Here is a 25,192-nt window from a genome sequence, read left to right as displayed (position 1 = left end):
TGCCAGTCGCCCCCGGCCTGACCGCCCCCAGCGGCACCGGCGCTCACCGGCCCACCCGAGCTGACCTGCGCCTTTCCCCTGCCGCTCACACCGGTGTGACGTTTTTCGAGCGGATGGCGCAGTACAGAGTGAGCCGACTGGTCATCGGCAGCGCGACGAGCCGGGGTTCCCCCCGTACCTTCGGCTCCGCGCACAAGGCGCGGGCGGGACACGTTCCCCCGGTCCCGCCCGCGCCGCTCATCACCCGCTTCACCACCCGCAGCACACCCGCTCCACGCCGGCGTCACCAGTAGATGACGACCTTGTCGCCGTTGCGGACCTGCGCGAACAGACTCGCGATCTTCCCCTCGTCCCGGACGTTGACGCACCCGTGCGACGCCCCGTTGTAGCCGCGCGCCGCGAAGTCCGAGGAGTAGTGGACGGCCTGGCCGCCGCTGAAGAACAGGGCGTACGGCATGGGGGTGTCGTAGAGCGTCGAAACGTGGTGCCGGGACTTCCAGTACACCTCGAACGTCCCCTCACGCGTAGGCGTGTACTGCGACCCGAGCCGCACATCCATCGCCGAGACGACCCGCCCCTCGACCATCCACGACAGCGTCCGGCTGGTCTTGCTGATGCACAGCACCCGGCCCTTCATACAGCGCGGGTCCGGCTTGGCGACCGGCTTGGCGGCCGTCGGATACAGCTCGGCGCGGGTCGGCTTCTTCGTCATCCCGAGGAGCCTGTCCCAGGTGACGGTGTCCGTCGTGCCCGTACGGGGCAGGCCGCGCTTGCCCTGGAACGAGGAGACGGCCGCCGAGGTGACCGGGCCGTAGTTCCCGGTGGGGGTGCGGTCGAAGTGTGCGATCTGGCGGAGCCGCGCCTGGAGTTCGCGCACCCGGGCGCCGACGTCGCCGCTCGCGAGCAGCGTTCTGGGTGCGGGCGCCCCGGTTGACGGCGCCCCGGTGGCGGACGGCTCAGTGGCGGACACCCCAGCGCCGGACGGCTCAGCGACGGACGGCTCCGTGGCGGACGGTTCCGTGGCCGACGGCTCGGGCTGCCGGGCCTTGTCGTCCGCGGCCGACGCCGGCTCGGCGGCCCGCGCCGACCGCTTGGGGGCCACCGCCTGCGACGCGCCCGCGGGGGTCTGCGCCGGTGGGTTGTGCGCGGGCGCGGCGGCGGACGCCGCGCCATTCCCACCGGCCCTGCTGCCCGGCGCGGCTCCCGCCCCGGCCGCCTGCGCCGTGCAACCCGCCGTGACGGCCACCACGGCGGCCGTCGCCAGGGCTGTGCGTATGGGCCCGAGCCCGGTGTTCCGGTTCTTCGTACGGTGCATGTGCGCCCCCCGTTTCCTAGTCCCGTCCCTGAGGTACGTCCCCTGAGGTACGTCTCCTGCGGTCCCGTCTCCTCGGTCCCGTCACCTAAGACTGATTCCCGCTGTGCCCGGTTGCGAAAGCCCCCGCATCATGGGGGAGGAGCGACATGGTGAGCAAGGCCCCAGCCGACGGCTCTCCCCCCGCCGCGCCCTCGCGACTACACTCCGTCGCGAGAATCAGCACGCACTCACCGGTCTGCGGGCCGGACGCCGGAGGTACAGCAATGGCGCGCGAGTCGGAGTCGGGACTGCCCATCGAACCCGTCTACGGGCCTGACGCCCTGGAGGGCTGGGACAGTCGGGAGAAGCTGGGCGAGCCCGGCGCGTACCCCTTCACGCGCGGTGTGTACCCGTCGATGTACACCGGCCGTCCCTGGACCATGCGCCAGTACGCGGGCTTCGGCACCGCCACCGAGTCCAACGCCCGCTACAAGCAGCTGATCGCCAACGGCACGACGGGGCTGTCCGTCGCCTTCGACCTGCCCACCCAGATGGGCCACGACAGCGACGCGGCGATCGCGAGCGGCGAGGTCGGCAAGGTCGGCGTCGCCATCGACTCCGTGGACGACATGCGGGTCCTGCTCGGCGGCATCCCGCTGGACGAGGTCTCCACGTCGATGACGATCAACGCGCCCGCCGCTCTCCTCCTGCTGATGTACCAACTGGTGGGCGAGGAGCAGGGCGTACCGGCCGCACAGCTCACCGGCACCATCCAGAACGACGTACTGAAGGAATACATCGCGCGCGGAACGTACATCTTCCCGCCCAAGCCGTCCCTGCGCCTGATCGCGGACATCTTCAAGTACTGCCGGGCCGAGATCCCCAAGTGGAACACCATCTCGATCTCCGGCTACCACATGGCCGAGGCGGGGGCCTCGCCCGCGCAGGAGATCGCGTTCACGCTCGCCGACGGCATCGAGTACGTCCGCACCGCCGTCGCCGCCGGGATGGACGTCGACGACTTCGCGCCGCGCCTCTCCTTCTTCTTCGTCTCCCGTACGACGATCCTCGAAGAGGTCGCCAAGTTCCGTGCCGCGCGCCGGATCTGGGCGAAGGTCATGCGCGACGAGTTCGGCGCGAAGGACCCCAAGTCGCTGATGCTGCGCTTCCACACGCAGACCGCCGGTGTCCAGCTCACGGCCCAGCAGCCCGAGGTCAACCTGGTGCGCGTCGCCGTCCAGGGCCTGGCGGCCGTCCTCGGCGGTACCCAGTCCCTGCACACCAACAGCTTCGACGAGGCGATCGCGCTGCCCACCGACAAGAGCGCCCGCCTCGCCCTGCGCACCCAGCAGGTCCTCGCGTACGAGACCGACGTGACGGCCACCGTCGACCCCTTCGCCGGGTCGTACGTCGTCGAGAAGATGACCGACGACGTCGAGGCCGCCGCCCTCGACCTGATGACGCGGGTCGAGGACATGGGGGGCGCGGTCGCCGCGATCGAACGCGGCTTCCAGAAGAGCGAGATCGAGCGCAGCGCCTACCGGGTGGCCCTGGAGACGGACAGCGGCGAGCGGGTCGTGGTCGGGGTGAACAGGTTCCAGCTGGACACGGAGGAACCGTACGAGCCGCTGCGCGTCGACCCCGCGATCGAGGCCCAGCAGGCGGACCGCCTCGCGAAGCTGCGCGCGGAGCGCGACCAGGGAGCGGTGGACGCGGCGCTGGCGGAGCTGAAGCGGGCGGCGCGCGGCACGGACAACGTCCTCTACCCGATGAAGGACGCGCTGAGGGCGCGGGCCACGGTCGGCGAGGTCTGCGACGCGCTGCGCGAGGTGTGGGGGACGTACGTCCCGGCGGACGCGTTCTGAGGCTGCCCAGGACGCCGTGTGCCGGAAACGGTGGGGATGGACATGGAGATCTCCGTGGACCGGCTCCTCGACGGCGACGCGGACTGACAGTGCCGCAGTCGCCCGCGGATGCGAAACGCGTGCGCAGAATGTCGCACGCCCATGCGAGACTCCGCACATGTTGGGTGTCACTGATCTGCCGACCTATCTCGTCGGCCTCGTCCTGATCATTCTCCTGCCGGGTCCGAACTCGCTCTACGTGCTGTCCGTCGCCGCCCGCCGCGGCATACGCACCGGCTACACGGCCGCCGCCGGCGTGTGGTGCGGCGACGCGGTGCTGATGGTGCTCTCCGCGGCCGGCGTGGCCTCGCTGCTCCAGGCGAACCCGCTGCTCTTCGGGATCGTGAAGTACGCGGGCGCCGGCTATCTGACGTGGCTCGCGATCGGGATGCTGCGGGCGGCGTGGTCGATGTGGCGCACCCGGCACGAGATCACGGCGGACACGCCCGCCGAACCGCTCACCCCGGTCGCCGAGCGCCCGTACCGCCGGGCCCTGGTGATCAGCCTGCTCAACCCGAAGGCGATCCTCTTCTTCATCTCCTTCTTCGTGCAGTTCGTCGACCCGGCGTACGCCCACCCCGCGCTGTCCTTCGTCCTGCTCGGCACCTTCGCCCAGCTCGCCAGCGTGCTCTACCTCTCCGCCCTGATCTTCGGCGGCACCCGCCTCGCCGCGGCCTTCCGCCGCCGCAGGCGCCTGTCGGCGGGGGCCACGTCGGCGGCGGGAGCGCTGTTCCTGGGCTTCGCGGCGAAGCTGTCGGTCAGCAGCGTCTGATCCGCTCCTGCGGGGCCGCGTGCCTCAGTGGCGGCATGGATCTCCGCGCGCAGGGCCGCCAGGCGGCGGTGGTCGTCGCCTGGAGGGGCCGTCCCTCCTCGGTGACACGCGCGCTGCTGTCAGGGCGTCCATCGGACGAGTGATCCCGGCCGGATTGTCGGTGGCCCTGGCTACGCTCTTGGACAGCGAGTGCACAGAAGGAGAGTGTCGTGGCCGCACGGCAGCACAGGATGGCGCTCACCGAGGCGGACGATCAGCTTTCCCGCGCCGGTTATCGGGTGGAGATTCTCCACGGGAGGCTCACCGCAACGCCCCCGGCCGACGGAGCGCATGCTGAGACGTTGACCTGGCTCATCATGGAGTTCGCCAAAGCCGGGGCGCGACAAGCGGGGTGCAGGTACGTGCAGGCCATTGGCTTGTGGTTGCCCACGGGCCCGGAGGACTACGCGGTCCCTGATTTCTCCGTCGTCGATGCGGACTTCCGGAACGTCCACATCCAGAGGAACTGCTACGCGCCCCACGTCTTTCGCATGGTGCTTGAGGTGACATCCTCCAACTGGTCCGACGACCTGGGGCCCAAGGTCGGCTGCTACGCGCAGGCCGGGATCCCTGTCTACGTTGTCGTTGACCGCAGGCATGACGAGGTCCTGCTGTATACCGACCCCCGGGGCGGCTCCTACCGGACCCGTACGCCGTTCAAGCGAGGCTCGTCCGTCCCCGTGCCGGAATCGGTCGGGGTCGGTATGGAGCTGTGGGTGGACCGCCTGCTCGACGGCGATGGCGACGGCTGACGGCTGACGGAGGGGGCTGTCCGGCGGGAGGCGGAGTCAGTCGCCCCGGTAGAGGCGGTCGAGGCCGACGAGAATCACCTCGCCCCGTTTCTCGGCGTCCCGCAACTCGGGGGTGAAACCGCCCCCGCTGTAGCACGCCGGACGGGCGTGGCTGATGTCTGTTCCCCGGGATTCGAGCAGCGTGAGGATGTGCCGGAGCCGGTCGAGGTCCCGTAGGCCCATCTCCCGGTGCCACTTGACCTCACCGATGGAGAGCAGGATCCCCGGGTCCTGCCCGATGATGCCGTGGACCACGATGTCCACCTCGTGGGACGTGCGGCCGCCGGGATCAGCGACCACACCGCTGCGTACCTCTGCGGGGAGTCCGCCGAAGGTCTCGGGGGCGGCGAAGGCGGTGACCCACTCGCGGCACATCACCTCGAAGTGGTGGCCGAGTACCGTGCATTCGAACTGCCGCTTGTTCTGCTGCCAGGCGATCTCGGGGCGGCGCCGCTCGATATGGGCGAGAGCCGGAAGCATCACCGCGTGGTGGAAGGTGAGGAGGGGTTCCGCGATCCGATAGGTGTTGCGGTTCTTGCGGAACGCGTCAGGTTCGATGCGCACCAGTCCGCAGTCCTCCAGGACCTTGAGCACATGGGTGAGGTCGGTCGCGGCTCGTCCCACGTAGTTGGTGATGCCGCCCCGGGTGTGGTTGCCGGAGGCGATGGCGGTGAGGACCGCGGTGTACAGAGCGCGGTCGCGCATGTCGGGCTCTTCCGCGATGAGGTACCGCGCCTCACGGAAAAGGGCACTGCTCGGGTTGAGTACGGACCGGGCGACCCAGGGCTCGAAGTCGGCGAGGGACTCGGGTGCGTCCCCGTACACGAAGTCCCGGTACGCCGGGGTGCCGCCCACCACGGCGTGCGTGAGTGCGGCGAGCCGCAGGTCGTCGATGCCCCAGAACTCGGCGGCCTGACGGAAGTCCAGCGAATGTACGACCATGTCGAGCGCGGCGCGCCCACGCAGCGGGGCCGGGCCCGAGAGCAGGTTGCCCATGAAGGAAATCGCGCTGCCGCACAGGAGAAGCCGGGCCTGCGAGGCGAGGCGTTCCGGGCGGCGCGGGCCGTAAGCGGCCTGGATGATGGACGGCAGGGCGTTGTTCTGACGCGCCAGGTACGGGAACTCGTCGATGACCACGGGCAGCGGGCGATCGGCCCCCAGGGCCAGCAGCTCGTCAACGGCGTCCTGCCAACTCACCAGTTTGAGTGGGCTGCTTCCGCGGTGTCGGCCGAGGGCCACGCCGAGCTCGTGCAGCGAGACGGCCTCGGTGGACTCCACCGCCTGGAAGTAGAACCCTCCGGCGGCTTGGCAGAGCGAGTCGAGAAGGAAGGTCTTCCCCTGGCGACGACGTCCGGATACGACACCCAGGGTTGCTCCCGGGCCCTCGTGGGTGGCGAACGCCACGAGGTCGCTCCACTCCACTTCGCGGTCGTACATGGCGGACGGCTTCGGAAGATGAGCGACGCGGGGACGCGGCATGGCATGCCTCCAGGCCGTGCGGGATCTGTGCGAGTTTTGTAGTTCTGTACTTCTACTAACTACGGAACTACAAAAAAGTCACGCCGTGTCGGCGCTGGGCATGGCGTTGTCGGGTGAGCAGTCGCGGCAGTGGCCGGGGGCCGTTGCGCGGAAGGCGCGTTCGCAGCCGCCGTCGCACGTCTGCCATGGGAGGGCGGCCGACGTGCGGGGCGTGGGGGTGCGCGTGGGCGTGGCGATGGGCGGTTCGCTGAGCCGGTAGGCCAGGATGCGGGCCGGGCGCGTCCGGAAGTGGTCCGGGAGCCCGCTGGTGAGCGCGCGCGTGATCTGCGCGGGCCCGACGCCTTCCGCGAGCCACTGCGCGACGGCCGGAGCGAGCTCGGTCACGTCCCGCCGGGACAGGATCAGCCGTGGATCGGCGATACGCAGCGAGGCGAGGATGACGACGGCCTGTGGGTCGGCTTCGGCGAGCGAGGACGAGGACGAGGGTGCGGGTGCGGGTGCGGGTGCCGGTGCGGATGGGGACGCGGGCGCGGGCGCGGGCGGAGTTTCCTCCGTCTGCGGACGGGCGGGCGCCGGCTCGGGCTCGGGGCTCGGGGCGGCTTCCGGTCGGAGTGCTTGTGCCGGTGCGGGTGCCGCGTCTCCCGTGGGCCTGCTCGGACGCGCCAGAGCGGCCAGCTCCCGAATCGGTACGTCGTGGAAGCAGGTTCGCGTACGGATGAGCCCGCCGGGCCCGCGCTCGCGGCGTCGCTCCAAGTAGCCCGCCCGCTCCAGGTCCTTGAGCGCCCGGGAGATCAGGATCTCGCCCTCGGTGAAGTGCTCGCACAGCGCGGCGATGCTCACGGGCGCACCGTCCGGCAGCGAGAGGATGTACGTCGCGACGCCGACCGTGACCGCGCTTCCGGGCCGCTGCGCCAGGGCATTGGCGATCACGGTGAAGTTGGCGGTGAGACGGGTACGTACGTGGATCACGCCGGAGGTCGGAGCCCCGGCGTCGGCGCGCGAGCGCGCGTTAGAATGCGGTTCAGCCATCGGGAAGGTGCTTCTTCCTGATCGGTCAGGCCCTCGATCGGGATTGCAGTCCCGGCCGGGGGCCGTCTTCATGTTTGCGGTTGTCGCGGCGAACGTAACCGCCCGCATCCCGTGCCCGCAAGCCAGTCACCCGTGCGGGTGACGTGGGGGAGGGGAGGGGGGCAGGTAGTTCTTTCTCTCCAGTCCTTTAGGAGGTACGCGGCCCACCGGGCCCCCGCGTACGAGGATCCGGTGGGACCTGGGAACCGGCGCCGACCGGTTCCCGGCGGGCTCAGATGCGGTGGTCGGCCTTCAACTCCCCGATGAAAGCTGTCCAGGACGCCAATGGGAAGGCCAGCGAGGGGCCCTGAGGGGCCTTGCTGTCACGGACCGGCACGACGCCGGGGAATCCGCCCGCCACCTCCACGCAGTTGCCGCCCTCCTGATTGCTGTAGCTGCTCTTGCGCCAGTCGGCGCCGTGCAGATCGAGACGGGACACTCGCTCCACGGTGGTTCCCCTCCATCAAGGATCGGATCATGTCGAGCGACATGAGCGGGGGCAGCGCTGCCGCCCGCAGCCGATCGTAAATCACCGAGTAATGCCTGACGCGGTCTGGCTCCTCGATGAGTTGGCCGTAGTCGGCGCCCTCCATGTACGCGACTTCCGAGCTGTCCGGCAGCGTGAGAACGGTCAGGGCCCCGCCCAGACCGTTGTGCTCGCCCTGGTCGAACGGCAGTACCTGCACGGTGATCCAGGGGTCGGCGGCGGCCTCCAGCAACCGGGTCATCTGCCCCCGCATGACATCCCCTCCACCGATCGGACGCCGTAACACCGCCTCGTCCAGGACTACCCACAGGTCGGGACGATCGGGCGAACGGAGCCTTTCCTGGCGCCCCAGCCGGGCGGCGAGCCGCTCCTCCAACTGCTCCCCGTTCCGGTGCGACCGCCCGACGCTCAGAACAGCCCGCGCGTAGTCCGCGGTCTGCAACAGACCGGGCACCACATGCGCCGCGTACTCACCGATCGACTCGGCGCGCGCCGAGTGCGCCATGAACGCCCGCGACCAGTCTGGGAACGTCTCGCGGTAGACGTACGGCCACAGGTCGACCAGCAGGTTGTCCGCGCCGAGAACGGTGTCGAGCGCACGCGCCAGCTCAAGCGTCGGCTTGGCGCCGGAGGACCGTTCGATCTGGGTGATCCGGGTGCTCACCACGTGTGTCTTCTCGCCCAGTTCGGCCTGGGTCAGCCCGGCGGCCGTACGGAGTCTGCGGACCCGTGAACCGAACAGCGCTGCCATCGATGACTTGGGGTCAATCTCTTTGGCCAAGGCGTCACTTCCGTTCCTTACGGGCTGAAAGGTAAGGCTTCCTCACCTTTCGAGCGTAGGGCTGTGGGACGACTCTTGAGAGCAGAACGTCACGACTCATGCACCGGAAGTGTCGTGCGAAGGATCGACGGACTGGGATGGACGGAACAGTGCTGAAGACGATGACCACGCCGGACGAGGACCCCAAGCGGGCTGCGGAAGTCGCCGCGACGACGCGCGACGTACCTGACGTACTTCTCGCCCAGTTCACCTCCTCGCCCCGAGGGGCGCGGCTCGCCCGGCGGCTCGCCGTGCGGCGCATGGACGAGTGGGGATTCACGCCCGCGTCGGACACGTCATGCACCGTCTCGCTGCTGGTGGCGGAGCTCGCGGCCAATGCCGTACGCCATGGCCGCGTGCCCGGGCGCGACTTCCAGCTCCGCCTCGCTATGGAGGAAGGGGCGCGCACGATCCGCATCGAGGTCTCGGACGCCTGCCCCGATCATCCCCCGACCAGCTCGCCGGCTGTGTCTCCCGACGACGAATCGGGCCGCGGACTGCTCCTGGTGGAAGTGCTGGCCACGCGCTGGGGCGTCAACCCGCGTGCGCCCATCGGCAAGACGGTCTGGGCGGAGTACGTCGTGGATCCCGGTGTTCAACACGCGGGTCTGTGGTCAGCGCGTCGGTGTGGCCAGGGATCGGCGGATCAGCGGTGTCAGCCACTTCTCGACGTAGCGGTGCAGCAGCCAGGCCAGGAGCAGCATCAGGGCGATGGTGAGCCCCAGGGTGGCGTACGACGGCAGTCCGAGGCGTTGGTGCAGGAGGTCGACCGACACCCAGCCCAGGCGCTCGTGCACCAGGTAGAACGGGTACGTCAGGGCGCCGGCCACGGTCAGCCAGCGCCAGTGGGCCCACCGGAAGTGGCCGAGCGCGACGGCGCCGACCAGCAGGAAACCGGCCGTGACGATCGCGATGATCACCAGGGACGAGCGCTGCGAGAAGAACGACGGGTCCGGCCGGTGCCACAGCGTGGCGACCGTGTAGTGCTGGCCGAGCAGCCAGCTGACCACCACGATGCCCCACGCGGTGGCGTCCCGGCGGTTCCGGTGCAGCAGGTAGAGCCCCATGCCGCCGATGAAGAAGGGGGCGTACTCCGGCATCAGGACGATGTCGAGCAGCGGCTGCCCCGCCGCGTCCGCGACGACGGCCGCCAGCGTCCACACCGCGCAGAACAGCACGACGCGGGCGCGGGTGGCGCCGGGCAGTACCACGCACAGCGCGAACAGGGCGTAGAAGCGCAGCTCCGCCCACAGGGTCCAGCACACGCCGAGCACCCGGTCCGCGCCGAGGGGCTGCTGGAGCATCGTCATGTTCACGAGCGCGTCGCTGGGTGAGACCGCTTCGTAGGCGACGCCGGGCAGTGCGAAGACGAGCGTCACCAGCACGACGGCGGCCCAGTAGGCGGGGAAGAGCCGGGACACGCGTGAGGCGAAGAAGGAGCGCAGGGGCCTGCCCCAGCCGCTCATGCAGATCACGAAGCCGCTGATGACGAAGAAGATCTGCACGCCGAGGCAGCCGTACGCGAACCACTCGTGCAGGGTGGGGAACTGGACCTTCGGCGAGCTGCCCCACGCCCCGCTGATCTCGCCTCCCCGGCCGCCGTAGTGGTACGCGGCGACCATCAGGGCGGCCAGCAGCCGCAGCCCGTCCAGGGCGCGCAGCCGGGGCTTCGGCGCCCGCGTCGGGCCGGGGGCCGCGGTCGGGCCGGGCGCAGGGGTCGCGCCGGGCGCAGCCGTCAGGCCGGGTGAGGCTGCCAGCTCGGGCGCGGCCGTCAGCTCGGGCGCGGCCCCCGGCGCGCGGGGCCGGGTGGCCGGGGCTTCGGGTGACCTCATCGCCGTGCGACCCGCTTCAGACGCCGGGCCCGGCGCACGATCCGGCGCACCGCGGCGTTCCGCGGCAGGAACGCCAGCCGCGCCGGGATCCCGCCCGGCAGCCCGAGCGAGGTGAGCCGGCGGCGCTTGAAGTACCGCATCACACCCGAGTTCAGGTGGTCGGCGAGATACCGCTCGGCGGCCGGCCGCAGATCGGGGCGGATCTGCGACTGCATCGCGAAGCCGACCGCCTGGAGCAGGCCAGCCAGGTCCGCCAGGGCCGGCGGGCTGCTCGCGGTGTCGTCGGTGTCGTCGGTGAGGTCGGGAACGAGCGCGTCGACGATCGTGACCGGGACGCGGTTGCTGTTCTGGTACGGGGTCAGGCGCTCCAGGAGCGCGTCCGTGCCGGTGCGGGCGACGGGGATGCCGTAGAAGGTGCTCGCCGTCATCAGCGCCGTCGAGAAGCAGCCGACGACCAGCGCCGGGCGGGACCGCTGGTACAGCACCTCGGCCAGCAACGGCTCGTCCACCACAGTCAGTTCGACGCCGAGCTGCTCGGCCTCCTGCTCGACCAGGCGCGCCCAGCGGGCCGGCGCGGTCGGGTGCGGCTTGAAGACGATGGACCGGTGGCCGCGCTTCACGGCTCCGCGCACCATCGTCACGTGCAGGTCCTCCTCCTCCTCGGGCGTGAGGATGGAGAGCGCCGACAGGTACTGGCCGAGCAGCAGCGCGCTGTTCGCGGGCAGGTCCGGCAGCGGCACATCCGTCTGTGCGTCGCCGACTTCGGCGAGCACCTTCAGGAAGGCCTCGGTCGGCACCAGCTCCGCCGGCACGTCGAACTCGCCGAGGAGGAGCGGTGCGAGACCGGGGACCAGGTCCAGGTGGAGCAGGCGGCGTACGCGCGTACCGACCAGCGGGTGCAGCTTGTTGCGGGTGGGGCCGTAGCTCATCAGCCCGTCGGCGTACACCTCGACGGGCGCGTCCGGGAACAGCTCGGCGAGCGCCAGGGCCGGGTTGACCTGGATGGACTCGACGAACAGTTCCACCGTGTCGTCGCCGAGCCCCCACAGCAGCCGCAGATGGCGCTCCCACAGCGGAACGTCGTCGGCGCGCGGCGACCACGCCCCGGGGTGGAAGGGCGCGATGGTCTCGTTCCAGGACAGCACCCGGTCGAAGCGGCTCCGCAGCCGGTCGAAGCCGGGCATCTCGTCGAGTGCGGGGGTCGTCTCGGGGGTCATGGCGTTGTTGCTGACCAGCAGCAGCCGGCGGCCGGGTCCGAAGCAGTCGCTGTCGATGGCGGCGGCCAGGGTGGCGGCGCCGTACAGGGTGGAGGCGAAGAAGATCTGCGTGGTGGCCATCAGGCAGCGACCTCCGACGCGGGCGCGGACCCGGAGGCGGACCCAGACCCGGACACTGGAAAGTTCCGCAGCCTGCGCAGCCGCCCGGCGCGCTTCACGTCCATCGAGTCGAGCGCGTCCTTCAGGACGTCCTGCGGCATTCGTTTGAGGGCCGCCGCGCTCATGCTCCGCAATTTCCTCGCCACGGGGGCTTCGAACCTTTCGATGCTTCCCAGATGGTGGGAAATGATGGCGCAGTACGTGCGTACCGCCTTCGGCAGCAGCAGCCCGGCGTCGCGGTCCTTCGCCGTTTCCTCGATGACCTGGTCGAACGCGCGGATGAAGTCCAGCTGCCGTACGTCGCCGATCTGCGTCAGCGACGAGGCGACGCCCCGCCGGTAGAAGGTGCCCAGCATGCCGAGCGCCGCGAAGCTCTCGGCCTCCCGGTGCAGCCGCCAGATCCACGGCCGGTCCTCGGCGGTGCGCAGGCCGTCCGTGAAGTGCAGCAGGCCACGGTCGGCGAGCCTGCGGTGGTACATGCCGGCCCAGGCGAAGGCGTAGTCGACCGAGGTGGAACGGCTGGCGGGCAGGATCGCCTCGCGCGGTGACATGACGACGCCGCGCCGGCCGTGCGGGACGCGGTGGACCGTACGCGCGCGGCCCGTGCACTGCACGTGGTCGGTGCGCACGAAGTCGCAGCCCAGGTCCTCCATGGCGGCGAGCAGGCGCGGGTAGTGACCGGCGGCCAGCCAGTCGTCACCGTCCAGGAACGTCAGGTACTCGCCGCGCGCCGCGTCGAGGCCGGTGTTCCGGGCGGTGGCCAGACCACCGTTGCGTTCATGTCTGATGAGTACCGCCCCCGGGAGTTCACGCTCCGCGCGCCGGAGGATGTCCGGGGTTCCGTCGGTCGAACAGTCGTCGACGAGGATGAATTCGAAGTCGTCACGCGCGTTCGCACGGAGACTTCGAAGGGTGTCTGGGGCGTATGTCTGCACGTTGAAGAACGGCACGACGACGGAGAGCTTGACCACCCGTTCGACGCTAGGCGCTGCTCCGGCATTCGTTGCGACCGGCGGAGAGATGGTGGGTGAACGAAGAATGGCGGAACGGTTAACCCGGCTGTTTACCGGGCCCCGACCCTGATCGTCGATGCGCTGTTAACCCTTTGTTGCTCCTGAGTTGGGCCGTGCATCGGAAAGCGTCCCTAGCTTCGTCGATGTGCAAGCAAGTACCAGCAAAGCCCTACGGATCGCCGTGATCGCCGATTCCGACACGCGATGGAAATGGGGGGCGCTCACCGCCCGCCGTATCGCGCCGGACGCCGAACTCAGCGGATTCCTGCTGCGCGGCCGGGCCACCCCCACACCGCGCCAGCTCGCCGAGGTCGGCGTGCCGGTCGACGGTGTGCGCGAGGTGACCGCCGCTCAGTTCATCGGCGAAGTCGAGCACGAGGCGTACGACGTCGTCCTGCTCGCCCTCGTCGGCGGCGCCGTACAGGCGATGCTGCACGGCCTCGCGCCCCTGTGGCCGGACACCGCCCGCCGGCCCGTCGTCGGCACCGGCTACGTCGGTGTCGTGTACGAGAAGCTCGCCGACGGGCTGCTGCTGCGCCACGGCGCTGACATCGTCATCGCGAACTCCCTGCACGACGCGGAGCGCTTCCGCGAGGTGTACGAAGGCGTGGGCGCCGACGCCTCGGCCGTGACGGAGGCCGCGCTGCCGTTCCTCGGCGGCGACCCCTACACGGGGACGGAGACGGAGACGGGGACGGAGACGGGGACGGAGACGGGGACGGAGACGGGCACCGTCGTCTTCGCCGTCCAGCCCTCCGTGCCGCAGTCCCGCGCCGACCGCGCCTACCTGCTGCGCCGCCTGGTCCAGCACGCCACGCTGCACCCCGGCCGCGAGGTGCTCCTCAAGCTCCGCAGCAGGCCGGGCGAACACACCACGCACATCGAGGAACTGCCCTACCAGAAGCTCGCCGCCCGCATCGAAGGCGGCACGCCCCCCAACTTCCGCCTTGTGTACGGACACATGGGCGACGTCCTGGACCGCACCGACCTGCTGGTCACGGTCAGCTCGACGGCCGCCCTGGAGTCCCTGCACCGCCGCATCCCGACGGCCGTCCTCACCGACCTGGGCGTGCGCGAGGTCCTCGGCAACCACCACTTCCTCGGCTCCGGGTGCCTCGCCTCCTGGGACCAGCTGGACGCCGGCCACCGGCCGGTGCCCGACGAGGAGTGGCTGGCCCGCCAGGGCGTGGCCGCGGACGGCGCGTACGACACGGCCTTCGACGCCGTACGCAAGCGGGTCACCGCGCTCCTGGAGCGCCCCGGCCTGCCGCCCCTGGCCCCGTACTACACCGCCACCACCGCGCCGGGCTACCTCCCCGGCGTCCTTGCCCGCCACCGCCTCGACGGCGCGGGCGCCACCGCCGACGTCACCGGCGTACGCCGCGTCCTGCGCGACGCCGTACGGGAGGCGGCGCGCGGCGCGTACCGCCACGGGGTGCAGCGCGTGGCCCCCGTCATCCGCCGCATGGGAGAACTATGAGCAGCCAGCCGCAGACCGGCACCGACGCATCGCACGCATCGACCGCACCCCGCGTCCTCGCCGTGATCCCCGCCCGCGGCGGATCCAAGGGCGTACCGGCGAAGAACCTCGCCGCCGTGGGCGGCACGGCGCTCGTGGCGCGCGCCGTCCGCGCCTGCCTGGGCGCCGGGCACGTCACGGACGTCGTGGTCTCCACGGACGACCCGGCGATCGCCGCCGCGGCCCGCGGGGCCGGCGCGGAGGTCGCGCTGCGCCCCGCCGACATCGCCGGGGACACGGCGACCAGCGAGGCGGCCGTGCTGCACGCCCTGGACACCCATGAGGCGCTGCACGGCGCGGTCGTCGACGTGGTGCTGCTGGTGCAGTGCACGAGCCCGTTCCTGACCAGCGGCGACGTCGAGGGCGTCTGCGCCGCGGTGGTGCAGGACGGGGCGGACACGGCGCACACGGTGGCCGCCTTCCACGGCTTCGTGTGGCGGGAGGAGCCCGGGACCGGCGCCGCCGTCGGCGTCAACCACGACAAGGCCGTCCGCCCCCGCCGCCAGGACCGGCCGCAGGACTTCCTGGAGACCGGCGCCGCGTACGCCATGGACGCCGCCGGGTTCCGCAAGGCAGGCCACCGCTTCTTCGGACGGACCGCGCTGGTACGTACCGACCCGGCCCGCGTGCTGGAGATCGACGACCCGCACGACCTGGCCCGCGCCCGCGCCCTCGCGCCGCTCCTCGACGGGGCGGACCCGCAGGACGCGAGCGGCGCACTGCCGACCCGCGACGACCTCGACGCGGTCGTCATCGACTTCGACGGCACCCAGACGGACGACCGGGTGCTGATCGACTCCGAGGGACGCGAGCTTGTCGCCGTCCACCGCGGCGACGGGCTCGGCATCGCCGCCCTGCGCAACGCGGGGCTCAAGCTGCTGATCCTGTCCACGGAAGAGAACCAGGTCGTCGCCGCACGGGCGCGCAAACTGCGCATCCCCGTACTCCACGGCATCGACCGCAAGGACCTCGCACTCAAGCAGTGGTGCGAGGAGCAGGGTGTGGCGCCCGAGCGGGTGCTCTACGCCGGCAACGACGTGAACGACCTGGCCTGCCTGGCCCTTGTGGGCTGGCCGGTGGCGGTCGCCAACGCTCACGACACGGTGCGTGCGGCGGCGCGCGCCGTGACGACGATCCCCGGCGGCGAGGGCGCGATCCGCGAGATCGCCGCCTGGATCCTCGGGCCGTCCCTCAGCAGGGCCGACGTGCCCGCTGCGCCGGCACAGGTCACCGCCGCCACCCCTGCCACAACTGTCACCCCCACTCCGTAACTCACCCCCACCGGTAAGGAAATGAGCCACATGAGCACCAACTCCCGTATCCGCACCCTCGGTTCGAAGACCGCTGGCCCCGGCCACCCCGTCTACGTCACGGGCGAGATCGGCATCAACCACAACGGCGACATCGAGAACGCCTTCGCGCTCATCGACGCCGCCGCCGACGCCGGCTGCGACGCGGTCAAGTTCCAGAAGCGCACCCCGGAGATCTGCACCCCGCGCGACCAGTGGGACATCGAGCGCGACACCCCCTGGGGCCGGATGACGTACATCGACTACCGCCACCGCGTCGAGTTCGGCGAGGACGAGTACCGCGCCATCGACGAGTACTGCAAGAAGCGCGGCATCGACTGGTTCGCCTCCCCGTGGGACACCGAGGCCGTCGCCTTCCTGGAGAAGTTCGACATCCCCGCCCACAAGGTGGCCTCCGCCTCCCTCACGGACGACGAGCTGCTGCGCGCGCTGCGCGCCACCGGCCGCACGGTCATCCTCTCCACCGGCATGTCCACGCCGAAGCAGATCCGCCACGCCGTCGAGGTGCTGGGCAGCGACAACATCCTGCTCTGCCACGCCACGTCGACGTACCCGGCCAAGGCCGAGGAGCTCAACCTCCGGGTGATCAACACCCTCCAGGCCGAGTTCCCGAACGTGCCGATCGGCTACAGCGGCCACGAGACCGGCCTGCAGACCACGCTGGCCGCCGTCGCGCTCGGCGCCGCCTTCATCGAGCGCCACATCACGCTCGACCGCGCCATGTGGGGCTCCGACCAGGCCGCGTCCGTCGAGCCGGGCGGCCTGACCCGCCTGGTCCGCGACATCCGCACCATCGAGGCCTCCCTCGGTGACGGCGTCAAGAAGGTGTACGAGTCCGAGCTCGGCCCGATGAAGAAGCTCCGCCGGGTCGCGGGCGTCGTCGCCGAGGGCACCGACCGCGAGCCCGCGGCAGTCTGACGGACCTGACGGTCTTGACGGAGAGACGGTCGAAGTCGCCGTGAACGGCACCCCCGCCACCGAGGCCCCCGACACTCTCGCCTTCGTCGAGAGCCCGGTCCAGCTCCTGAACGTCCTGGAGTGGGCTCATACGAAGGCAGAGCTCAGGGCGCGCGACCTCACGGTCGTCGTCCTGTCACCCACCGACCCCATGACCCGCGGCCAGCTGCGGCGCATGGCGGAACTCGCCCGCGGCGAAGGCATGCGGGTGCGGTGGGAGGAGGCCCGTGGCGGGGCGGCGGCGCCCCTGCGGACCGTCGCCGGTCTGGCGTCCCCGCTGCGGCGGGCGCGCCGCATAGTGATCGGCGACCCGTTCTCCCGGTACGTACAGCTGCTGCTGACGATCACGCGCGCCCGGGACCTGGTCGTCGTCGACGACGGCACGGCCACCATGGAGTTCATCGCCCAGCTCACGGGCGGCGAACGCCTGGTGCGCTGGCACCGGCGCGGCGGCCGCCGGGGGGCTCGCGACCTCGCCTTCGGACCCGTCTCGTCGGCCGCCCGCCGCCGCCTCACGCCGTCACGCACCCGCGCCGTCGAGGTCTTCACCTCGATGCCGCTGGAGGACGCACCCGGGGTCACCGTCACCGCCAACGACTTCGGCTGGACCCGGGCCCGGTTCGGCCCACCCCGCATCACCCGGGGCGCCGACCTGGTCGGGACCTCGCTGGTCGAGACCGGTGTCGTCGACCCCGACCGGTACGTCGAGGCGGTCATCGCCCTGGCCCGCGCCCACGGGGCCACCCGCTACTTCGCGCACCGCCGCGAGAGCTCCGGCAAGCTGCACCGCCTCGCCGTCGAGACGGGCCTGGAGATCGTCCGCCCCGACCTGCCGCTGGAACTGATCGCCCGGCGCGGCCCCATCGGCCGTACGATCCTCAGCTTCCCCTCGACCGTCGTGCACACCCTGCCGCTCGCCCTCGCGGGCACAGGCGTCAAGGTCGCGGTGTGCGACGTGGACCCCCAGTGGCTCCGGGACACGGCCTCACCGCGCGCCCAGGGCTTCCTGTCGGGCGTCACTACGACCGCCCGGGACGTGCAGCGCCTTCCGGCCATCGGCTGAGGCGGGCGCGGCCGAGCGGGAGCGCCGCCCATCCGGCCGGAATGTCGCTTTTGTTACAAAGTGACCTTGCGCACGCGTGCGGCCCTTGTTGTGAACGCGTCAGCGCGCCCCCGGCGGCAACCCACCAGGCGGACAAAACGCCAGGCCGGGGGAGGGGTGAGAGCGGAGCAGCTTACCCACCCCACGTACCGGTCAAGCGCGCGGCGCCCGGATTTCTTTCCCCTATGCGGCTGAATTTTTGTTGATCGCCAGTGAGTTGGCCACCGAAGGGGCCTACTCTTTCAAAGGTGAACCAGCTGATCTCCTGTGCGACAGAAGAAGCAGAACTGCCCGGTATGGTCCCGCTGCCCGGCACTCTGCCCGAGGCCCTGCGCGTCGAACTGATCGCCTTCCGCCGGGACATGCACATGCACCCCGAGCTCGGCAACCAGGAGTTCCGCACCACCGCCGCGCTCAGGACCCGCCTCGAACAGGCCGGCCTCGCGCCCCGCGTGCTGCCCGGCGGCACCGGCCTGATCTGCGACATCGGCACGGACACCACGGCGGACCCGGCGGACCCGGCGGACCCGTCGGACCCGTTGGCCGGACGCCCCTTCCTGGCGATGCGCGCCGACATCGACGCGCTGCCCATCCCGGACACCAAGGTCGGCGTGCCCTACCGCTCCACCGTCCCGGACCGGGCGCACGCCTGCGGTCACGACGTGCACACCGCCGTCGTCCTCGGCGCCGGCCTGGTCCTGGCCGAACTGCACCGGCAGGGTGTGCTGCGCCGGCCCGTGCGGCTGCTCTTCCAGCCCGCGGAGGAGGTGCTGCCCGGCGGCGCGGCCGACGCCATCGCGGCCGGCGCGCTGAACGGCGTAGGCAAGATCATCGCGGTGCACTGCGACCCCAAGGTCGACGCGGGCCGCATCGGCCTGAGTGCCGGCCCGATCACCTCGGCCTGTGACCGCCTGGAGGTTTCGCTGGACGGCCCCGGCGGCCACACCGCGCGCCCGCACCTGACCACGGACCTGGTGACGGCCGTGGCCAGGGTCGCCACCGACGTCCCGGCGCTGATCGCCCGCCGCGTCGACGCCCGTGCGGGCCTCGCCGTCACCTGGGGCCGCATCGAGTCCGGCCACGCCTGCAACGTCATCCCGCAGCGCGCAGAGCTGTCCGGCACCGTCCGCTGCCTGGACCTCCAGGCCTGGCGCGAAGCCCCGGACCTGGTGCACGCCGCGATCGACGAGGTCGCGACGATGCACGGCGCCAAGTCCGAGATCAACTACATCCGCGGCGTGCCCCCGGTCGTCAACGAGCACACCGTCACGGAGCTGCTCGCCGCCGCCATGGCCGCCAGGCGCGGACCGTACGCGATCGAGGACACCGAGCAGAGCCTCGGCGGCGAGGACTTCTCCTGGTACCTGGAGCACGTCCCCGGCGCGATGGCCCGCCTGGGCGTCCGTACTCCCGGTGACACCGCGAGGCGCGATCTGCACCGGGGTGATTTCGACGTGGACGAGGCCGCGATCGAGGCCGGCGTCGAGCTCTTCACTGCCGCCGCGCTACTCGACGGCCACCCTTCGTAACCACGGCTGGGACGGAGCGCACCGAAAGGGTGCGGATCCGCCCGCGCGTGACCGATTTATGCAAGTATGGGCAATGTGTGCGCCAGTCTCGCGCTCTTCGCGACGATCCGATAACGACTGATGAACACGTCCTTAACTGACATCTACGCGCGTTACGATCGCCGCGAAACCAGCGCCGGAAGAGGCGCTTTCGGTCAGTCACGAAGGGACCCTCCTCTTGCGCCGGGTATCTCAGATCACCGCCGCGGGCGTCATCGCCGCGGCCCTCGCTTTCACCACCACCGCATGCGGTGAGTCGTCCACCGGGGGCACCGGTACCGACAAGGACCAGCTCAAGATCGGCATGGCGTACGACGTCGGCGGCCGTGGCGACAACTCGTTCAACGACTCCGCGGCCCGCGGCCTGGACAAGGCGAAGGCCGAGTTCGACGCCGAGACCAAGGAGCTCACCGCCAAGACCGGGGAGACCCCCGCCGACCGCGAGACCCGCCTCGCGTCGCTCGCCGAGGGCGGCTACAACCCCGTCATCGCCGTCGGCTTCGCGTACAAGGACGCGGTCGACAAGGTCGCCGCCAAGTTCCCGGACACCAACTTCGGTCTGGTCGACTCGGTCTCCGAGGCCAAGAACGTCGACAGCATCGTCTTCACCGAGGAGCAGGGCTCCTACCTCGCCGGTGTCGCGGCGGCGCTGAAGTCCAAGGACGGCAAGATCGGCTTCATCGGCGGCGTCGACCTGCCGCTGATCAAGAAGTTCGCCGCGGGCTTCGAGCAGGGTGTCAAGGAGACCGACCCCAAGGCCTCCGTTCAGATCCAGTACCTGACCACCGGCTCGGACCTCTCCGGCTTCGGCAGCCCGGACAAGGGCCGCGCGGCGGCCAAGGGCATGCTCGACAAGGGCATCGACGTCATCTACACGGCGGCGGGCGGCTCCGGTGCCGGCGCGATCGAGGCCGTGGCCGCGCAGAAGGGCGCCTGGGCCATCGGCGTCGACTCCGACCAGGCGAAGGACCCGGCGCTCTCCAAGTACGCCGAGTCGATCATGACCTCCGTGGTCAAGAACGTCGACACCGGTGTCTACGAGCTGTCCAAGTCCGTCCAGGACGGCAAGCCGCTGACCGGCGTGAACTCCTACTCGCTGGCCAAGGACGGCGTCTCGCTGACGACGACGGGTGGCCACCTCAAGGACATCCAGGACAAGATCGACGCCGCGAAGAAGAAGATCGTCGACGGCGGCATCAAGGTCAAGACCACGACCTGACCGGCTCGTTGACGGGGCCCGCAGGGTGGCTGCCACCACTCCTGCGGGCCCCGACTCACGTACTGCCTCGGGCAGTCCAGTATTTTGGTGGCGCTACGCGCGTAGCGCGCCGCCCGGCACGGTAACTTTCGCCACCACCGCCACCCGCCCGCACCACCGCCACCCGCACCACCACCGGCCCCCATCGCCACCGCCGCCCCCCGCTCCTGCCCGCTCCTGCCTAGGAGAGTGCGCCATCAAAGCGTCCAGCAGTCCCCATGCCGTAGAGCTCCGCGGCATCACCAAGCGATTCCCCGGAGTCGTGGCCAACCACGACATCGACATCACCGTGCGCCGCGGCACCGTCCACGCCCTCGTCGGCGAGAACGGCGCGGGCAAGTCCACTTTGATGAAGATCCTTTACGGCATGCAGAAGCCGGACGAGGGCACCATCGCGGTGGACGGCGAGCAGGTCTCGTTCAACAACCCGGGCGACGCCATCGCCCGCGGCATCGGCATGGTCCACCAGCACTTCATGCTCGCCGACTACCTCACCGTCCTCGAGAACGTCGTCCTCGGTTCGGAGAAGCTGTACGGCATCGGCGACAGGGCCCGGGCGAAGATCAAGGAGATCTCCGACGCGTACGGCCTGAACGTGCGCCCGGACGCGTACGTCGAGGACCTCGGCGTCGCCGACCGCCAGCGCGTCGAGATCCTGAAGGTCCTCTACCGCGGCGCCCGCATCCTGATCCTCGACGAGCCGACCGCCGTTCTGGTCCCGCAGGAGGTCGACGCGCTCTTCGACAACCTCCGCGAGCTGAAGGCCGAGGGCCTGACCGTCATCTTCATCTCCCACAAGCTGGGCGAGGTGCTGTCGGTCGCCGACGAGATCACGGTCATCCGGCGCGGTACGACGGTCGGCAGCGCCGACCCGAGGACGGTCACCACCAAGCAGCTAGCCGAGCTGATGGTCGGCAGCGAACTCCCTTCCCCGGAGACCCGCGAGTCGACCGTCACCGACGTGCCGATGCTCCGGGCCGAGGGCCTGACGCTGACCGCGACCGACCCCGACGGCGTCGTACGCGCGGTGCTCGACGGCATCAGCTTCACCATCCACCAGGGTGAGGTGCTGGGTATCGCGGGCGTCGAGGGCAACGGCCAGTCGGAGCTGGTCGAGGCCATCATGGGCATGCGGACCCTGGACGGCGGCGTGCTGACCCTGGGCACCGAGGACATCTCGCACGTCCCGACGCGCAAGCGCCGGGAGGACGGCATGGCCGTCATCCCCGAGGACCGCCACCGCCACGGCCTGCTGCTCGAAGCACCGCTGTGGGAGAACCGGATTCTCGGTCACGTCACCGAACGCCCCAACAGCAAGGGCGCGTTCCTTGACCTCAAGGCGGCCCGCGCCGACACCGAGCGGATCGTGCACGAGTACGACGTCCGTACCCCCGGCATCGAGGTCACGGCCGCGTCCCTGTCCGGCGGCAACCAGCAGAAGCTGATCGTCGGCCGGGAGATGAGCCACAACCCCAGGCTGCTGATCGCCGCGCACCCCACCCGGGGCGTGGACGTCGGTGCCCAGGCGCAGATCTGGGACCAGATCCGCGCGGCGCGCCGGGAGGGCCTGGCGGTGCTGCTGATCTCGGCGGACCTGGACGAGCTGATCGGGCTGTCCGACGCCCTGCGTGTCATGTACCGGGGCCGTCTCGTTGCCGACGCCGACCCTGCCACCATCACCCCCGAGGAGCTGGGCTCGGCCATGACCGGCGCGGCTTCCGGTCACCTCGAAGCGCCGGCCGGCGCCAACGGCGCAACTGACCCCGCAGACGGGGGAGAGGACCGATGAAGAAGTTCGACAAGGAGCGGCTGCTCCTGGGGCTCGCGGCCCCTGTTCTCGCGATCGTCGTCGCGTTCCTGGTGACCGCCCTGGTGCTGGCGGCGACCGGCAAGGAGCCGTTCAACGCCTTCGGCATCATGTTCGATTACGGCCTGAAGTCCGACAGCCAGGTCTACATCCTCAACAAGGGCACGACGTACTACCTGGCAGGTCTCGCGGTGGCCATCGGCTTCCGGATGAACCTGTTCAACATCGGCGTCGACGGCCAGTACCGCCTCGCGGCCTTCTTCGCCGCCGCGGTCGGCGGCGCCCTGACGCTGCCCGGCTTCCTGCAGATCCCGCTGATCATCCTCACCGCCATGATCGTCGGTGCCATGTGGGCCGGAATCGCCGGTCTTCTCAAGGTGACCCGCGGCGTCAGCGAGGTCGTCTCGACCATCATGCTGAACGCGATCGCCACCGCGATCATCGGATACCTCCTCCAGGTCGGCCGCCTCGGCCGCCTCGACGAGGCCGGTACGAAGATCTCCACGGACCCGATCCCCGAGTCCTCCCGCTTCTTCGAGTTCCCGACCACGCCCACCCCGATCTGGGGCTTCATCGTCGTCGCCGTCGTCGCCGGCGTCGCGTACTGGTTCACGCTCTCGCGCACCCGGTTCGGCTACGACCTCCGCACGGTCGGCATGTCCGGCTCCGCGGCCGAGGCCAGCGGTGTGAACGTGAAGAAGATGGTCGTCACCTCCATGCTGATCTCCGGCGCCATGGCCGGCCTGATCGGCATGCCGACCCTGCTCAACGACTCCTTCGAGTACAGCGGCGACTTCCCGCTCGGTATCGGCTTCACCGGTATCGCCATCGCCCTCCTCGGCCGCAACCACCCCGTCGGCATCGCGCTGGGCGCGGTGCTCTGGGCCTTCCTGGAGCGTGGCACCGGCAAGCTCGAATTCGAGGGCTACGACAAGGAAATCGTCGGCGTCATCCAGGGCGTGATCGTCCTGTGCGTCGTCATCGCATACGAAGTCGTACGCCGCTACGGCCTCAAGCGTCAGCAGCGGCAGGTCGGCGAGAAGCTCGCCGACCAGGCCCGTAACTCCGACCAGCAGGAGGTGTCGGCGTGAGCGCCACGGCGACTTCGACCCCGCCGCCCGCCGCCCCGAAGGCGTCCGGCGGCAAGGGCGGCCGCACCCGCCTGTCCTTCCCCGTCATTCTGCTGATCATCGCGGCGGGCCTGATCGCCCTGTCCGCGGTGCGCGCCGTGACCGGCGCCGAGGACCTCACCGGGGCGGGCCAGATCAGCGCCGCCCTGTCCATGGCGGTACCGATCGGGCTCGCCGGCCTCGGCGGCCTGTGGGCCGAGCGGGCCGGCGTGGTCAACATCGGCCTCGAAGGCATGATGATCCTGGGCACCTTCTTCGGTGCCTGGGCCGGCTGGCAGACCGACCCGTGGATCGGCGTGCTCGCCGGAATCCTGGGCGGCATGTTCGGCGGCCTGCTGCACGCGGTCGCCACGGTCACCTTCGGCGTCGACCACATCATCTCGGGCATCGCGATCAACATCCTGGCGGTCGGTGTCACCACCTACTTCGCCAAGCTGTGGTTCAACTCCGGTGAGGCGGCCGCACGCGGCGGCAGCCCCAAGCAGTCCCCGCCGGCCGAGGACATCACCTCGATCACCGTGCCAGGTCTCTCCGACTGGCTCGCCTCGATCGAGAAACACCACTGGTTCCTCGTCTCGGACCTGGCGGGCATCCTCGGCGGCCTCGTCACCAACCTGTCGCTGCTGACGATCGTGGCCGTGCTCCTCTTCGCCGGCACGTTCTGGGTGCTGTGGAAGACGACCTTCGGTCTGCGGCTGCGCTCCTGCGGTGAGAACCCGGTCGCCGCGGAGTCGCTGGGCGTCAACGTCTACACGTACAAGTACATCGCCGTCATCATCTCCGGCGGCCTGGCGGGTCTGGGCGGCGCGTTCCTCGCCCTGGTCACCTCGCACATCTACAACGAGGGCCAGACCGGCGGCCGCGGATACATCGGTCTCGCCGCGATGATCTTCGGCAACTGGCGTCCCGGCGGCCTCGCGATGGGCGCCGGCCTGTTCGGCTTCGCCGACGCCCTGCAACTGCGGGCCGGCGGTCAGTCCGTGCACGCGCTGCTCCTGCTCCTGGTGGTCCTGCTGGCCGGTCTCGCGCTGTGGAAGGTCTACCGCAAGAGCTATCTGCAGGCCGCCGTCAGCGCGGTGATCGCCGCAGCCGTACTCGTCTGGTTCCTCGGCTCGGACACGGTGCCCACCGAGTTCGTGAGCGCCACTCCGTACGTCGTCACCCTGCTGGTGCTCTCACTCTCCGCGCAGCGCCTGCGGATGCCGAAGGCGGACGGTATGCGGTACCGCAAGGGCCAGGGCAAATGACCGGCGCCGCGGACCACGCCGACTGGGAGGCCCTGCGCAAGGCGGCACGCGAGGCGATGTCCTTCGCGTACGCGCCCTATTCGGGTTTCCCGGTCGGCGCCGCGGCCCTCGTCGACGACGGCCGCACCGTCACCGGCTGCAACGTCGAGAACGCGTCGTACGGCCTCTCCCTGTGCGCCGAATGCGGCCTCGTCTCGCAGCTGAACGCCACCGGCGGCGGCCGCCTGACCCACTTCACCTGCGTCGACGGACAGGGCGGGACCCTGATGCCGTGCGGCCGCTGCCGCCAGCTGCTGTACGAGTTCGGGGGCCCCGCCCTTTTGCTCGACACGGCCGCGGGCATCCGTACCCTCGCCGACATGCTCCCCGACGCCTTCGGGCCGCAGCATCTGGCACGCGGCCCCCAGGAAGGAACCTGA

The 25,192-nt window shown here is 70.5% G+C and carries 21 protein-coding genes and 1 pseudogene; 14 read left to right on the top strand and 8 right to left on the bottom strand.

Translation table 11 applies throughout. The annotated features are described in order from the left end of the window. Positions 1 to 283 precede the first annotated feature (283 nt). Positions 284 to 1,315 (bottom strand): L,D-transpeptidase family protein, encoded by a 1,032-nt coding sequence (locus ACU6WZ_RS09955; RefSeq protein ID WP_447032747.1) that lies wholly within the window; start codon positions 1,313 to 1,315, stop codon positions 284 to 286. Positions 1,316 to 1,578: 263 nt separating this feature from the next. Between ACU6WZ_RS09955 and ACU6WZ_RS09950 the strand changes: the two genes are divergently transcribed. The 3 genes from ACU6WZ_RS09950 to ACU6WZ_RS09940 all read left to right on the top strand — a co-directional run bounded on the left by ACU6WZ_RS09950 (position 1,579) and on the right by ACU6WZ_RS09940 (position 4,761). After that, complete coding sequence (locus ACU6WZ_RS09950; protein ID WP_447032746.1) at positions 1,579 to 3,159, top strand: acyl-CoA mutase large subunit family protein; 1,581 nt, start codon at positions 1,579 to 1,581, stop codon at positions 3,157 to 3,159. 157 nt (positions 3,160 to 3,316) lie between these two features. Next, entirely contained in the window at positions 3,317 to 3,970 is a 654-nt protein-coding gene (leuE, locus tag ACU6WZ_RS09945; protein WP_447032745.1) for a leucine efflux protein LeuE, read from the top strand. Positions 3,971 to 4,179: 209 nt separating this feature from the next. Then, complete coding sequence (locus ACU6WZ_RS09940) at positions 4,180 to 4,761, top strand: Uma2 family endonuclease (RefSeq protein WP_447032744.1); 582 nt, start codon at positions 4,180 to 4,182, stop codon at positions 4,759 to 4,761. 36 nt (positions 4,762 to 4,797) lie between these two features. Here the strand turns inward: ACU6WZ_RS09940 and ACU6WZ_RS09935 are convergent, their stop codons facing one another. The 4 genes from ACU6WZ_RS09935 to ACU6WZ_RS09920 form a co-directional block, all read right to left on the bottom strand. Further along, positions 4,798 to 6,279: an AAA family ATPase gene (locus ACU6WZ_RS09935; protein WP_447032743.1), complete on the bottom strand. Its 1,482-nt coding sequence runs from the start codon at positions 6,277 to 6,279 to the stop codon at positions 4,798 to 4,800. Positions 6,280 to 6,357: 78 nt separating this feature from the next. Further along, complete coding sequence (locus ACU6WZ_RS09930; RefSeq protein ID WP_447032742.1) at positions 6,358 to 7,308, bottom strand: hypothetical protein; 951 nt, start codon at positions 7,306 to 7,308, stop codon at positions 6,358 to 6,360. A gap of 271 nt (positions 7,309 to 7,579) precedes the next feature. After that, positions 7,580 to 7,708, bottom strand: coding sequence for a DUF397 domain-containing protein (locus ACU6WZ_RS09925; RefSeq protein ID WP_447033967.1), 129 nt, complete (start codon positions 7,706 to 7,708; stop codon positions 7,580 to 7,582). After that, a complete protein-coding gene (locus ACU6WZ_RS09920) occupies positions 7,671 to 8,585 on the bottom strand; it encodes a helix-turn-helix domain-containing protein (protein ID WP_447033965.1) in 915 nt (304 codons plus the stop codon). The genes ACU6WZ_RS09925 and ACU6WZ_RS09920 overlap by 38 nt, the downstream gene beginning before the upstream one ends. A 167-nt stretch (positions 8,586 to 8,752) precedes the next feature. On the opposite strand from ACU6WZ_RS09920, the pseudogene ACU6WZ_RS09915 reads away from it, so the two are divergent. After that, a pseudogene (locus tag ACU6WZ_RS09915) lies at positions 8,753 to 9,229 on the top strand (ATP-binding protein); the annotation flags it as partial. A gap of 39 nt (positions 9,230 to 9,268) precedes the next feature. On the opposite strand, the gene ACU6WZ_RS09910 reads toward ACU6WZ_RS09915, so the two are convergent. Genes ACU6WZ_RS09910 through ACU6WZ_RS09900 form a run of 3 tightly spaced genes read right to left on the bottom strand, consistent with a single transcriptional unit; the run spans position 9,269 to position 12,833 of the window. Next, positions 9,269 to 10,486 (bottom strand): acyltransferase family protein, encoded by a 1,218-nt coding sequence (locus tag ACU6WZ_RS09910; protein ID WP_447032741.1) that lies wholly within the window; start codon positions 10,484 to 10,486, stop codon positions 9,269 to 9,271. Beyond that, positions 10,483 to 11,823: an alpha-2,8-polysialyltransferase family protein gene (locus ACU6WZ_RS09905; RefSeq protein WP_447032740.1), complete on the bottom strand. Its 1,341-nt coding sequence runs from the start codon at positions 11,821 to 11,823 to the stop codon at positions 10,483 to 10,485. Before ACU6WZ_RS09905 ends, ACU6WZ_RS09910 begins: the two co-directional genes overlap by 4 nt. Continuing rightward, entirely contained in the window at positions 11,823 to 12,833 is a 1,011-nt protein-coding gene (locus ACU6WZ_RS09900) for a glycosyltransferase family 2 protein (RefSeq protein ID WP_447032739.1), read from the bottom strand. Before ACU6WZ_RS09900 ends, ACU6WZ_RS09905 begins: the two co-directional genes overlap by 1 nt. A gap of 187 nt (positions 12,834 to 13,020) precedes the next feature. On the opposite strand from ACU6WZ_RS09900, the gene ACU6WZ_RS09895 reads away from it, so the two are divergent. The 10 genes from ACU6WZ_RS09895 (at position 13,021) to ACU6WZ_RS09850 (ending at position 25,192) form a co-directional block, all read left to right on the top strand. Then, positions 13,021 to 14,355, top strand: a complete 1,335-nt coding sequence (locus ACU6WZ_RS09895) for a DUF6716 putative glycosyltransferase (RefSeq protein WP_447032738.1) — start codon at positions 13,021 to 13,023, stop codon at positions 14,353 to 14,355. Beyond that, positions 14,352 to 15,665, top strand: coding sequence for a cytidylyltransferase domain-containing protein (locus ACU6WZ_RS09890; RefSeq protein WP_447032737.1), 1,314 nt, complete (start codon positions 14,352 to 14,354; stop codon positions 15,663 to 15,665). The genes ACU6WZ_RS09895 and ACU6WZ_RS09890 overlap by 4 nt, the downstream gene beginning before the upstream one ends. A gap of 30 nt (positions 15,666 to 15,695) precedes the next feature. Continuing rightward, complete coding sequence (locus ACU6WZ_RS09885; RefSeq protein ID WP_447032736.1) at positions 15,696 to 16,622, top strand: N-acetylneuraminate synthase family protein; 927 nt, start codon at positions 15,696 to 15,698, stop codon at positions 16,620 to 16,622. A 40-nt stretch (positions 16,623 to 16,662) separates the two neighbouring features. After that, the gene (locus ACU6WZ_RS09880; RefSeq protein WP_447032735.1) at positions 16,663 to 17,724 is read left to right on the top strand and encodes a hypothetical protein; all 1,062 of its coding nucleotides are present in this window, start codon (positions 16,663 to 16,665) and stop codon (positions 17,722 to 17,724) included. Positions 17,725 to 18,059: 335 nt separating this feature from the next. Next, positions 18,060 to 19,292 (top strand): amidohydrolase, encoded by a 1,233-nt coding sequence (locus ACU6WZ_RS09875; protein ID WP_447033963.1) that lies wholly within the window; start codon positions 18,060 to 18,062, stop codon positions 19,290 to 19,292. Between the two features lie 217 nt (positions 19,293 to 19,509). Further along, positions 19,510 to 20,550 carry a BMP family lipoprotein gene (locus tag ACU6WZ_RS09870; RefSeq protein ID WP_447032734.1) on the top strand — a complete coding sequence of 347 codons (1,041 nt, stop codon included), beginning with the start codon at positions 19,510 to 19,512 and terminating at the stop codon, positions 20,548 to 20,550. A 235-nt stretch (positions 20,551 to 20,785) separates the two neighbouring features. Continuing rightward, positions 20,786 to 22,378, top strand: a complete 1,593-nt coding sequence (locus ACU6WZ_RS09865; RefSeq protein WP_447033961.1) for an ABC transporter ATP-binding protein — start codon at positions 20,786 to 20,788, stop codon at positions 22,376 to 22,378. After that, the gene (locus ACU6WZ_RS09860; RefSeq protein WP_447032733.1) at positions 22,375 to 23,487 is read left to right on the top strand and encodes an ABC transporter permease; all 1,113 of its coding nucleotides are present in this window, start codon (positions 22,375 to 22,377) and stop codon (positions 23,485 to 23,487) included. Before ACU6WZ_RS09865 ends, ACU6WZ_RS09860 begins: the two co-directional genes overlap by 4 nt. After that, positions 23,484 to 24,773, top strand: coding sequence for an ABC transporter permease (locus tag ACU6WZ_RS09855; protein ID WP_447032732.1), 1,290 nt, complete (start codon positions 23,484 to 23,486; stop codon positions 24,771 to 24,773). The genes ACU6WZ_RS09860 and ACU6WZ_RS09855 overlap by 4 nt, the downstream gene beginning before the upstream one ends. Beyond that, complete coding sequence (locus ACU6WZ_RS09850; RefSeq protein ID WP_447032731.1) at positions 24,770 to 25,192, top strand: cytidine deaminase; 423 nt, start codon at positions 24,770 to 24,772, stop codon at positions 25,190 to 25,192. The genes ACU6WZ_RS09855 and ACU6WZ_RS09850 overlap by 4 nt, the downstream gene beginning before the upstream one ends.

The organism is Streptomyces hypolithicus, assembly GCF_052934925.1.
This window is presented reverse-complemented; position numbering and strand designations above follow the sequence as displayed.